Source organism: Virgibacillus tibetensis, from assembly GCF_036026595.1.
Classification (GTDB): Bacteria; Bacillota; Bacilli; order Bacillales; family Amphibacillaceae; genus Virgibacillus_P; species Virgibacillus_P tibetensis.
The window spans coordinates 106098-118800 of record NZ_JARZFX010000002.1 but is presented as its reverse complement, the minus strand read 5'-3'; the positions used below and the strand labels follow the sequence as shown (position 1 = coordinate 118800).

The window sequence follows — 12703 nt, the reverse complement described above, 5'->3', positions numbered from 1 at the left end:
CAGCTCATTAATTTTGAGTTATAGAGGAAATGCTTGAAATTAAGTTTTAGATATTCGAAAAACTATTGACGCAAAATTTCAAATAGTATATACTATTTCTTAATTAAGGGAAATAAAGATATGAAACATAATGCTAGAATAATACGATTAGAAAAGTATTAAATCTAATCTAACCACAGAGCGTAACACAGATGATGATATTAGGACATTGGTTAAAAATGTATCGAAAAATAATATATATTCAATACGTGAAATACTGAAGGAGTTAGACTTACAAAATGCGCTGAAAGCGGTGAGTGGCTTAGGTAAAACCAATAGAATCGATTTATATGAGTCAGCTGCTTCCAAAGCTTCGCGCAATATGCGCCACAAAAATCTTAGAGAATTAATGTACACTACTGATTATGAATGTTCAATTTTATAGTTGCCTTCTTCTGTAATTTTAACGGTTTAGCAACGGGTATTTCATACAGGTCGAGCCAAAACATGTTTTGGCAGCAATTAAAAATGCATATAATGTAAACGCTACCAATTAAGGGGTTAAAGGAGCGACTTAAACTATTCATTTACTTTTATGGTAGAAATCTTCTTTAAGCTTATATATACAAGACCGTACATCAGTAGAGAAAATGTGCCTAAAAATAATAGAATTTGAAACCAATAGGTAAGTAGTAAAATGAGAACAAAATATATACTTAATATTATAGTAAATTGAGGTTTATAAAATACCATGAATAAAGCGTTTTTTAGCCACATTTTCATAGGCATATCAAAATGAATAATGTTAAAAATAGCCTGCATAGTGAAAAAAAGGTAGGCAATAAATATCATAATGCTTAATGGCAATAGATATAAGCTCCATGTAGTGTTAATTGCATAGAAAGCATTTATATAGTAAAAGAAACTGTAACCTATAAGTATAGCTGGTATACCAATGATATTTGCACTCATTCTATACTTCCACAATTCTTGAAAAAAGAATCGGACAATTTCGGATGATTCTTTATGAAATTTATTTCTAACTGTTGAGATCATAGAAAATAGTGCGGGAAAAAAAGTAACAATAAACAGTGATGATATTAGAAACAAAAAATTAATAATTACTATAGAAGTTACTTCATCAAGTATTTTATAAAAACGTGATTCTAGCATATCTATTCCCCCTAATTTAAAATACGATACTATAATTATACTTGTTGTGAAATTATATTTCAAAATATTAATCAGTAACGGAAATTAAAAGTTAGTTAGTGAGGTTTGCTATATGTATTTTTTAGGTGTTGATGGCGGAGGTACAAAAACAGAGGCGATAATCAGTGATATAAAAGGAAGAGTTATAGGACATGGTCTGGCTGGTAATGGGAATTACCAGATTGACGAGATAAAGGCAAAAAAAGAGATAGAATCAGCTGTGTTAAAAGCGTGTAAAATGGCCAGAATAAGTGTTTCTAGCATATCATATGCTTGTTTTGGGCTAGCTGGTGCAGATAAAGAACATGATATAGAAATGTTAAAAAGTATATTATCAACCATTGGAATAGACAAGTTCGAGATAAAAGTAGATGCTGTTATCGGGCTAAAAGCAGGTGTAGTAAAAGGAGAAGGCATAGCAATTGTGTGTGGTACTTCTACAAATGCAGTAGGTGTTAACCACGCAAATGAGTTAATGCAACTAGGAGGGTTTGGTTACACTTTCGGAGACTATGGTGGTGGGGAAATGATATCTAAAGAAATTTTTCGATTTGTAATGAGAGTTGCTCAAGGAAGAGAAGATCGTAGTTTACTAGTTGACTATGTTTTAAAGAAATTGAACTTCACAAGTCTCCAGAGTATGCATGACTTTTATATTAATAATCGTGTTCAAATACCCTTGCATTTATCTACTTTATTGTTTAAGGCAGCAGCACAAAAGGATGTATTCGCTTTAGGCCTTATTGAACGTCAGGCAAAAGAACTTGCTGTGTCAGTTAAAGTAATTAATAATAAGCTTTTTAGCAATGAACAAAACGAAACACCAGTTGTACTAATAGGGAGTTTAGTTACAAAACCTGAAAGTATTATTCTGCAAGAAATATTTCATTCATATCTTCTAAGCTACGACTTAAGTTGCAAAGTATTTCCGCTTCAGTCAAGTCCGGTAATAGGGGCCAGCTTATTTGCACTTGAAAATTACAACACAAATATAAATGAGGTTAAACAAATGCTTGAAATTACGTATAAGGAGGTTATGGATGATTATGAAAAAGACTAAGGTTGTTGTAATTGGGGGTGGTTCCTCATATACGCCAGAACTTTTAGAAGGAATAATCAACAATTATAAATCCTTACAAATCACGGAAGTTTGGTTAGTAGATATACCAGAAGGAAAAGAAAAACTTTCCATCATAGAAAAGCTAGCAAATAGAATGATAAAAAAAGCAAATTGCCCTATAAAAATAATAGCTACATTAGATCGAAGAGATGCAATAAAGGATGCAACTTATATCATTACACAGATTCGTGTAGGTCAGCTTGCCATGCGACGAAATGACGAATACATATCCATTAAACACGGTGTTATTGGACAAGAAACTACTGGAGCAGGCGGATTTATGAAAGCCTTGCGAACGATTCCTGTTTTGCTGGACATTTGTAATGACATCGACGAGCTAGCGCCTAGTGCTTGGTTATTAAATTTTACAAATCCAGCTGGAATCGTAACAGAAGCAATAATAAAACACACAAATGTCAAAGTAGTTGGGCTATGTAATAATCCAATTAATTTCTATAAAAAATTTGCTGACACATATAACGTTGACGTGAGAGATGTAAGTATCAATTTTGTAGGTATTAACCATTTGACTTGGATAACCGACCTGTATATTAAAGGTCGTTCTCGTATTGATGATATTTTATCTGGAAAATCGGATAGCTATGAAGCAAAAAATATTCCATCTTTCGGTTGGGATACTAAATTTCTTAAGTCGTTAGGGGCTATACCTTGTGGTTACCACAAGTATTACTATCAACAAAATAGGATTTTGCAAGATCAGGTGAAAGAATATGAAAATAAAGAAACAAGAGCAGATCAGGTACAGAAAGTAGAGAAAGAATTATTTGAGCTCTATCGGGACCAGGAGCTAAAGGAAAAACCAAAAGCTTTAGAGCAACGTGGCGGTGCTTATTATTCTGAGGCGGCAATTAATCTTATTAAATCCATTCATTTAGATACAAAAGAACTTCATACGTTAAACGTTAAAAATAATGGAGCTATTTCTTGTCTCCCCGATGATGCATGTATTGAAGTAAATTGTGTTGTGGAAAAACACCAAATAACACCGCTTCAAATCGGTGAGGTAAAACCTGAGATACGTGGGCTTCTTCAAAATGTTAAAGCTTATGAGGAGCTGACTGTTAAGGCTGCGGTTACTGGAAGTTATGGAACAGCTATTCAAGCGTTAACTATACATCCCTTGATTTCCTCTGCCGATGTAGCAATGCGTATTTTCGAGGAAATGTTACTAGTAAATCGTCCCTATTTACATAAATTCGAATTAAAGGAGGGGATATAGTTCGTAAACTAGAAGTCAATTTAAAATTTTAGGTAGTAAAATAATCCAAAGGGGTGTTCATTATGAGTAAGAGAAGTAAAAGTTTAATAGGACTATTGGTAAGTTTAATGGCGATTTTAGTAATAGCCGCATGTAGTAATGACGAAAATGCAAATGGTGAAGGTGAAGATACTAATGATGAGGATGTAACTTTAGATATTTTCAGCTGGCGTAGTGGGGATACAGAGGAATTTAATGAGATTATCTCTGCATTTAAAGAAGAACATCCTACAATTAACGTGAATTTCGATCCAACTACTGCACCTGAGTATGATTCTGCACTTAATACGCAACTTAGTACAGAAACTGGAGCAGATATATTTTTTGTTCGACCTTTCGCTTTAGGGAAAAACATCTTTGACGCAGGTCATTTAGAAACAATCTCTGAAGGTGATATAGCTTCGATGGAAAATGTAGCTGATATCCAAAAGGATATTTATACGTCTGAAGATGGAGAAGTCTATGCAGTACCATTTAACTATGTTTCATATGGATTCCTATATAACAAAACAATGTTTGAAGAAAATGGATGGGAAGAGCCAGAAACCTGGGATGACTTTTTCACACTAATGGAACAAATTAAAGCTACAGATGTAACCCCATTAGCATTGGGTACTGCCGATGGATGGGTTGTTGATGAAATAGTTGCAAGCGGTTTCTATCCAAGCTTTGTAGATGGAGAGGAATGGCGACAAGGTATGATCGATGGAGATAATAAATTAACAGATCCAGAATACGTATCTTTTCTGGATGGATTGACAAATTGGCCTGATTATATGCCAAATAACTTTGAAGGTATTGGTTATGTGGATTCATTACAGCAGTTTATGGCAGAAAATGCAGCTATATGGGTAACAGGTTCCTGGGCTCTTACGGATATTGATGCAGACGAATTAAATTTTGACCTTGATATGTTTGCTTCCCCTGTAGTAAATAAGGGAGATAAACGCTGGGTTGGCTTTAATGGTGGTGCAGGACTTGGTATCAATTCAAATTCCGAACATAAAGAAGAAGCTAAGATATTTTTGGATTGGCTAATGTCCAATGATGCTCAAAGTATGATTGCTAATCTACTTCCAGGCCAATTTCCAGCAGCGGATGTTTCTATTGATCAAATTGAAAGTGAAGTAAATAGAAAGTGGTTAGAGGTTGGTGGGGAAGATGGCGAAAACTATGCCACTGGCTTAGCCTTCGAGGTATTTAATGGGGGAGATCCAACGCTAGGTACATTACAGATAGAAAACATCACAGCATTACTAGCTGGAGAACTTAGTCCAGAAGAAGCAGCAGAAAATATGCAAAATGGACTGGAATCTTGGTACGAGCCATTTAAATAAATCGGTACCTAGGGCGCAATTGAGCGTCCTAGGTGTCTTTTGAAAAGGTGTGAACCGTGGTGAAATTTAAAAAGGGAATATTATTATTTATTCTTCCGGCATTTGTAATATACTCAGGATTTATGTTAATTCCACTTATATTATCTATGAGAGTTTCATTTTATGAATACGCAGGTATTGGTGAAATGGTTTTTGTTGGCCTTGATAATTTTAAAAAACTATTATTTGATCCTCTATATAGTGAACGTTTTTTTAATGCTGTAGGAAATACATTTGAATTCTTTGGTTATACCATGTTATTCCAAAATGTTACAGCATTGTTATTAGCACTTGCACTAACTAGGGGTCTTAAGTTGACAGCGCTATTTCGAACAATAATATTTATTCCTGTTACGTTATCTATCTTAATGATTGGATTTGTTTGGAGGCTTATTCTTAACCCGAACATTGGTGTCTTGAATCAATTTTTAGAAAAAGTTGGTTTAGACTCATTGGCACATGCATGGCTAGGTTCAGAAGCACTAGTACTTCCTGTTATTACTATTGTAAATGCATGGCATTATACCGGTTTAATGGTTATGTTGTTTGTGGCAGGTATACAATCGATACCAGAAGAACGATTTGAAGCCGCTCGTATTGATGGAGCTAATTCTTGGAATATATTTAGGCATATCATTATTCCACCACTAATTCCTATAATAGGTATTGTAACTATCATGACTTATATGGGAGTATTCAATCAATTCGATCTTGTATATGCAATGGTTGGTACTACTGGTGGTCCCAATTATGGGGCAGACGTATTGGGTACATTTTTCTATCGAACTGCTTTTGGTGGTAGTGGAGGACAGATGCCTCAAATGGGTCTAGGGGCAGCAATTGCAACAATGACCTTCCTGTTTATAGCAACAGCTGTTGCCTTATTATTCTATTTAAATCACATTAGGGCGAAAGGGGAGGCGAAATAAGTTGAGAAAAAATTGGAAAAGTAGATTAGTAAATATATTTGTATATTTAGTTCTTATTATTGCTTCCCTTATTATCCTTTATCCATTGTTTGTCATGATTATGACATCAATTAAAACCAATATGGAAGTTCTAGTTAATCCATTTGGTTTTCCAGAAAAGATAAATTTTGAAAGCTATAAGAATGTGTTTGAATTAGGTGATTTTTTCACGTACTTTCGTAATAGTATTTTTATTACAGCTGTTTCCCTATTTGTATTATTATTAGTTACAGTAATGGCAAGTTATGCACTATCTCGTTATAAGTTCTTTGGAAATAGATACATTTATTTTTACTTCATTATTGGTGCTATGCTTCCTGCAAGGCTAGCTACAGTTAATATGTATCAAATTATTAATGGATTAAATTTGTTTGATACACTTTGGGCATTAATATTGATATACATAGCCATGACAATTCCTATTTCTGTTTTTATAGTTACTGGATTTATGGCGGAACTTCCACGGGAAATGGAGGAGTCTGCCCGTATTGATGGAGCTAGTGATTCAAGGATTTTATTTTCAATATGGGTACCCTTAATCCGTCCGGCACTGGCGACAGTAGCAATTTATAATTTTATACCGGTATGGAATGAATTCTTTTTTCCTCTTATTTTTATAAGCAGTGATGAATTGAAACCATTACCATTGGGGATATCCGTATTTTTTGGACAGTATCAGTCAGATTGGCCAACAGCTTTTGCAGCATTGACAATTGCCATTTTACCACCATTGTTGTTTTATCTTGTAGCTTCAAAGCATTTTATAAAAGGACTCACTGCTGGCGCATTGAAAGGGTAGGTGTTATGAATGAGGATGGGGACAAGCTACTTTGGAAATCGTATGTTGAGTCATTTTGAAAGAGACTTGGATGAATTAAAGGAAAAGGGATTTACTGATATACTGCATACGGTTTCTGAAAATGATATGAAATTTTACAAAGGAACAATGAAAGATTTTATTAAGAAGTCAAAGGAGAAAGGATTTACAGTGACTGTAAGTCCATGGTCTTATGGGTTAGTCTTTGGAGGTGAAGCATTTTCTGAATTTCCTATACTATATCCTGAAGCGTGTCAGGTTACGCAAGATGGAAGGAAATTACCAAACGCCTGCTTTAATAACCTTGAATTTATTCACTACATGAAAGTATGGATAAGTGCTGTTTCAGATATGGGGACAGACTATATTTTATGGGATGAACCACATTGGGCGGGAGGTGGCGGGTGGTACGCGTTAAAAGAAGGAGAATGGTCATGTAGGTGTGAAAAATGTTGCCAACGATATCAAGAAATATATGAAGAAGAAATGCCTCTACTCTGGTCTGATAGAATTCAATCTTTTCGAAAGAGAAGTATGGTAGATTTCATTCAGGAAGTATCCAGCTATAGTAAGAAAAAAGGTATTAAAAATATTATTTGTTTTTTCCCAAACAGAATTAATTTTGAAGTTCCTAATGAATGGGAGGCAGTAGCATCCTTGGAAAGTATTGATATTTTTGCTACAGATCCCTATTGGGTAGGATCCAACTATTCTAGCAAAGAGTATGTTGAATATTATGTGGAACAAGCTGTCAAGATAGGTGATAAGGTAGGAAAAGAAGTCCAATTGTACATTCAAAACTTCCGTATAGAAGCAGAAGAAGAATACAAGGTTAAGGAAGCTGTAGAGGTAGGATTGCAGTATGGAATTAACTATTTTTATACATGGGGTTTTAACAGCTGTGCCCACATGTCATTTTTAGCAAGTGATAATCCTGAGCTGGCCTTTTTACAATACTATCAAACACTACAAAATAATTCCACAAGTTAAAGATCGGGGTGGGAACACTGTATATTATAGGAATCGATGGTGGTGGAACAAAAACAGAAGCTATATTATTTCATTTTGGAAGGGGGGAGATATCTCGTATTAAAGGAGAAGGTTCCAATCCACATAGTATAGGTTTTGAACAATCAACTTTGATAGTAACAAGTTTAATTAATCAGTTAATGTCATTTACAAATGGAGAAGATATTCATATCGGGATTGGGCTTGCCGGTTTAGGAAGGGAAGAATCTAAAAAGAAATGGACTGCAGAATTTAATCGCCATAACCTGAAAAAAAAAGTGAAAAGTTTTGCCTTTGAAAGTGATGCAATAATAGCCTTGTATTCAGGTACTTATGGAGGTTCAGGGATTGTCACAATTGGAGGAACAGGCGCGATTTGTCTTGCGTTTGATGGAAAACAGACACAGCGAGTAGGAGGCTGGGGGCACTTAATTAATGCTGACCCAGGGAGTGGTTACTATCTTGGATATAGAGCCTTAGAAGCCATTTTTAACGAGTATGATGGATTGGGACCTAAAACGGAAATGACGTATTTATTATTAAACAAGCTTGAAGAAGTTGAAACACCTGGATTAATCAAACACATCTATAGTAGTGGGAATGAAAAAGCAAAGATAGCTAGTTTTGCACCGGTAGTTTTTGAAGCAGTAAGCAAAGGAGACTACATGGCAACTAGAATCATCGACGAGGTCACCAATATAATTACCAATAATGGGAAAGTAGTATTTAACAAAGCATTTGATCAACAGAATACCTTAATCGTTCCTTTTGTATTAATTGGTGGCATCTTTAATAATAGAATAATGCATATAAAACTTAAACAGAAAATAGAAAAAGAGATTTCAGGTGTGCAACTAATACTTCCGACTTTGCCTCCAGCTTATGGATCGATTGCTTTGGCATTGAAATCTATTGGCTACCAAAGCAAAGCTATTAAAGATGTATTAAGTAAACAAACTTAAACAAACTAAACAAGGAGTGTTTTTGTGAAATTTAATAAAATTTTTATGACTGTTTTAGTTTTAATGCTGGTAATGACTTCTTCGTTAACAAATTCTAATGCAGAAGGTAATCAAGGTAAGGGTAAGAAAGAAAAGGTAGTGCCAGGTATTGAAGTGTTTTTGGAGGATCATTTAGATTGGGTAGATGGTAAAAAGGTAGGGTTAATTACCAATCCAACAGGAGTTGATAGCAACTTAGTTAGTGATGTTGATCTGTTGTACGATCATCCAAGCGTTGATCTTACGGCATTATTTGGACCAGAGCATGGAATTCGTGGGAACCAGGAAGCTGGTGAATATGTCGAATCCTATATTGATGAAAGAACTGGATTGCCAGTATATAGTTTATATGGTCCTACATGGAAGCCAACTGAGGATATGTTAGAGGATGTTGATGTATTACTATTCGACATACAAGATATAGGTTCGAATGTGTATACTTACATTTATACATTGGGATTTGCAATGGAGGCTGCAGCTGAGTTTGATAAGGAAATCATTGTACTGGACAGGCCAAATCCTATTGGTGGTACTCGTGTAGAAGGGCCACTTCGTTCTCCAGAGACTGTAAGTTTTATGGGGAGATTTTTATTGCCTGTCAGACATGGAATGACTGTTGGAGAGTTAGCAATAATGTGGAACCATGAGTATAGTATGGGTGTCGATCTTAAAATAGCAGAAATGAGTGGATGGAAGCGTACAATGCATTTTGAAGACACAGGCCTTCCATGGGTGATGACATCACCTAATATACCAACACAAGAAACGGCTTACTTATATGCAGGAACAGAATTATTAGATGATACTACGCTATCTACAGGACTAGGAACTACAAGACCATTTGAATTAGTTGGAGCTCCTTGGATTGATGGAGAAGATCTGGCTGAAGAAATGAATAATCGTGAGATAGACGGAGTTACATTCAGGGCTGCATACTATACTCCAATGTTCGGTAAATACACCGGCAATCGCGTTGGTGGGGTACAGGTTCATATTGATGATCCTAGTTCAATTGATTTAGTAGAGTTGGGACTGAATCTAGTAGATGCAATGCGTGATCAAAATCCAAGTGAATTTGAAATGACCTCCAGCTATGCAAATCTTATAGGGGACCCAGATGTACCAGCGATGATCATGGACGGTGAGCCTGTTGAAGACATTATGGCTTCGTGGGAAAATGACCTCAATATATGGGTTAATGAAGTAAGAAATAACTATTTATTGTATAATCCATATCCTAGTGACTCCGAACCATACAAAGAAAAAGGGTCATTGGGTATTTTACCATTGGACTTAACTGCATCACCAGGAGAGCAACAAGAACTATCTGTTAAAGGCTTCGATGAAAATGGTGAATCGTTGAATATTGATCCTGATGCAATTGAATGGGAAGTTTCCAACGATATAGGGTATGTAGAAAATGGTATATTTCATGCTACTAACGATGGGATAGGAGAAGTAGTTGCCAACTATAACAGTCTAACCGCAAAACGTGATGTGGAGGTTTCTGCCACCTCTGTAGAAGGAATTCGTTATGGTGTCCATTCTACGTATTCAAGAATAGTATTTGATTTAAATAAAACTTTTAAAAATTACGAGATTGAAGAAACAAATAATCAATTAATTTTAACAATTCCTTATGGAGAAATTGGTGGCAATCTCAATGAAGAAGGAGGAAATATCGTTATAGATAATAGTCCTGTACTTTCGAGTATTGATTATTACATTGAGGATTCTATGTTTATTGCTGCATTTAATTTAACAGAAGACAATGTAGAGTATGGGACTCCCGATTTTTCGTCACGAATTGTTGTAGATTTAATTCATTAACAAGGTAATCGTGAAGGAAATGACCTAATAGAGTAATTTAAAGGGCATTTCCTTCACGTGTATAAACAGTCATATATATGATATTATAAAATAAAAAAGTATAAAAAGGCAGAAGGTGAAAAAATGGCTCGAGTAAAAGGCGGTCTGGTTATTTTAAAAGAGATGATAAACAATTTACCTCCCTCTGAGAGGAAAATAGCAAATTATATATTAAACAATCCAGAGGAATCAATATTATTAACCGCCTTAAAGTTAGGCGAAAAGAGCCAAACAAGTAGTGCTGCGGTTATCCGATTATGCAAATCACTGGGATTCAGCGGTTTTCAGGAGCTCAAAATACGTGTTGCTGGGGATCTTCAAGCAGACGATATAACCGAATATCGGGATATAGAACCGAATGAAAGCTATAAGGCTATTATTGATAAGGTAACTTCAAATACAATACAGACATTAAGAGAAACAGTAGATATCATGAGCGAAAAGAATATAAAAAAAGCAGTATCCGCTCTATCAAACGCGAAGTCGGTTATTTTTATTGGTGTTGGAGCTTCCTATATAGCGGCAGTAGATGCAGAGCAAAAACTTCTGCGAATTAATAAAAATGCGCACTCGTTTTCCGATGTACATATGGCAGCAACTTCAATTGCTAATAAAGGCCCTGAGGATGTAGTTGTAGGTATTTCTTTTTCAGGAAATACGCAGGAAGTCGCAAAATTAATGGAGCTTGCTAAACATAAAAAGGTAAAAACAATTAGTATTACGAAGTATGGCAATTCACTCGTAAGTAATTTTTCTGATATTCAATTACATACATCTGCAGCTAAAGAAGCAACATTCAGAAGTGGGGCAACTTCATCACGTATAGCACAGCTGCACCTTATCGATATCTTATTAATGTGTCTGGCATCAGAGGAATATGATGAAACAATCAAGCATTTAGATGAAACGAGAGAAGCTGTATCTTTTTTAAGAGGAAATAAAAATTAAATTCATAAAGGTAGCCCCATAAAATAGTAAGGGACAAACTGAAATAATATTACTGGTTTTTTAAGTTTTATTGACAAAATAGTTCAATCGGTCTATAATAAAATCAATTCTACGGTACTGTTTGCACGAGGAATGAAAGCGCTTTATAATTGTGTGTAATCTAGTATAGTAAAAATAACTATTCATTCAGATAAGGAGAACATCGTCCAAATGGAATTATCAAACTTAACTACTGAACAGAGAAATCAAAATAGTATGAATCTGGATCGAATGTCTACATTGGAGATTTTAAAAACGATTAATGATGAAGATAAGAAAGTTGCAAATGCGGTTAATGCAGTGATCCCTAAAATCGATATTGCGGTAGAGCATATTTATAAAGCTCTGGGAGGTGGCGGACGATTATTCTATGTAGGTGCAGGAACTAGTGGAAGATTAGGTGTCATTGATGCATCAGAATGCCCTCCAACCTTCATGACTCCTCCAGAAATGGTTCAAACTGTTATGGCGGGAGGAAATGGCGCTTTTTTCAATGCTGTGGAAGGATCTGAAGATAGTGAGGAACAGGGCCTGGCAGATCTAAAAGGAAAAAGCTTCACGAAGTATGATGTTGTTATTGGAATAACAGCAAGTGGCAGAACCCCTTACCCAATAGGCGCACTGAAATATGCACGTGAAATTGGAGCATATACAGTATCACTGTCATGTAATAAGGATTCATTAATTAGCAGCTATGCTGATTGTGACATTGAAGTTGTGGTTGGCCCGGAAGTATTAACAGGATCAACGAGAATGAAATCAGCAACGGCACATAAAATGATATTGAACATGATTAGTACAACTACGATGATAAAGCTGGGCAAAGTTCACCAGAACCTCATGGTTGATGTGCACGCAAGCAACTATAAACTCCGGGAACGGGCAAAGCGTAACATCATGGAAATTACGAATGTCTCTTATGAAAAAGCTGAAGAAGTACTTAACGAAACAAATAATGAAGTAAAACCTGCAATTGTTATGATCGAGGCAGGAGTATCTGTTCAGGATGCAAAAAAAGCGATCGAGCATAGTGATGGTTATGTGAGAGAAGCAATTGACTATTTTTCATAGCGTTTTAATTTCAGAA

The 12703-nt window shown here is 35.4% G+C and carries 11 protein-coding genes; 10 read left to right on the top strand and 1 reads right to left on the bottom strand.

Annotation, left to right across the window (positions count from 1 at the left end; all coding sequences use genetic code 11):
- Window positions 1-558: 558 nt before the first annotated feature.
- Entirely contained in the window at window positions 559-1152 is a 594-nt protein-coding gene (locus QGM71_RS05440; protein ID WP_327606514.1) for a DUF624 domain-containing protein, read from the bottom strand.
- A 112-nt stretch (window positions 1153-1264) separates the two neighbouring features.
- Between QGM71_RS05440 and QGM71_RS05435 the strand changes: the two genes are divergently transcribed.
- The 10 genes from QGM71_RS05435 to murQ all read left to right on the top strand — a co-directional run bounded on the left by QGM71_RS05435 (window position 1265) and on the right by murQ (window position 12687).
- The gene (locus QGM71_RS05435) at window positions 1265-2251 is read left to right on the top strand and encodes an N-acetylglucosamine kinase (protein ID WP_327606513.1); all 987 of its coding nucleotides are present in this window, start codon (window positions 1265-1267) and stop codon (window positions 2249-2251) included.
- Window positions 2232-3551, top strand: a complete 1320-nt coding sequence (locus tag QGM71_RS05430; protein WP_327606512.1) for a 6-phospho-beta-glucosidase — start codon at window positions 2232-2234, stop codon at window positions 3549-3551. The genes QGM71_RS05435 and QGM71_RS05430 overlap by 20 nt, the downstream gene beginning before the upstream one ends.
- A 62-nt stretch (window positions 3552-3613) precedes the next feature.
- Window positions 3614-4927: an ABC transporter substrate-binding protein gene (locus tag QGM71_RS05425; protein WP_327606511.1), complete on the top strand. Its 1314-nt coding sequence runs from the start codon at window positions 3614-3616 to the stop codon at window positions 4925-4927.
- A 59-nt stretch (window positions 4928-4986) separates the two neighbouring features.
- The gene (locus QGM71_RS05420; RefSeq protein WP_327606510.1) at window positions 4987-5895 is read left to right on the top strand and encodes a carbohydrate ABC transporter permease; all 909 of its coding nucleotides are present in this window, start codon (window positions 4987-4989) and stop codon (window positions 5893-5895) included.
- 1 nt (window position 5896) lies between these two features.
- The gene (locus tag QGM71_RS05415) at window positions 5897-6733 is read left to right on the top strand and encodes a carbohydrate ABC transporter permease (protein WP_327606509.1); all 837 of its coding nucleotides are present in this window, start codon (window positions 5897-5899) and stop codon (window positions 6731-6733) included.
- A gap of 15 nt (window positions 6734-6748) precedes the next feature.
- A complete protein-coding gene (locus tag QGM71_RS05410; protein ID WP_327606508.1) occupies window positions 6749-7741 on the top strand; it encodes a hypothetical protein in 993 nt (330 codons plus the stop codon).
- Window positions 7742-7749: 8 nt separating this feature from the next.
- Window positions 7750-8721 carry an N-acetylglucosamine kinase gene (locus QGM71_RS05405; RefSeq protein WP_327606507.1) on the top strand — a complete coding sequence of 324 codons (972 nt, stop codon included), beginning with the start codon at window positions 7750-7752 and terminating at the stop codon, window positions 8719-8721.
- Window positions 8722-8745: 24 nt separating this feature from the next.
- On the top strand, window positions 8746-10590 hold the full coding sequence (locus QGM71_RS05400) for an exo-beta-N-acetylmuramidase NamZ family protein (protein ID WP_327606506.1): 1845 nt from the start codon (window positions 8746-8748) through the stop codon (window positions 10588-10590).
- Window positions 10591-10713: 123 nt separating this feature from the next.
- Window positions 10714-11577 (top strand): MurR/RpiR family transcriptional regulator, encoded by an 864-nt coding sequence (locus tag QGM71_RS05395; protein ID WP_327606505.1) that lies wholly within the window; start codon window positions 10714-10716, stop codon window positions 11575-11577.
- A 180-nt stretch (window positions 11578-11757) separates the two neighbouring features.
- Complete coding sequence (gene murQ / locus QGM71_RS05390; RefSeq protein WP_407703001.1) at window positions 11758-12687, top strand: N-acetylmuramic acid 6-phosphate etherase; 930 nt, start codon at window positions 11758-11760, stop codon at window positions 12685-12687.
- Window positions 12688-12703: the final 16 nt, after the last annotated feature.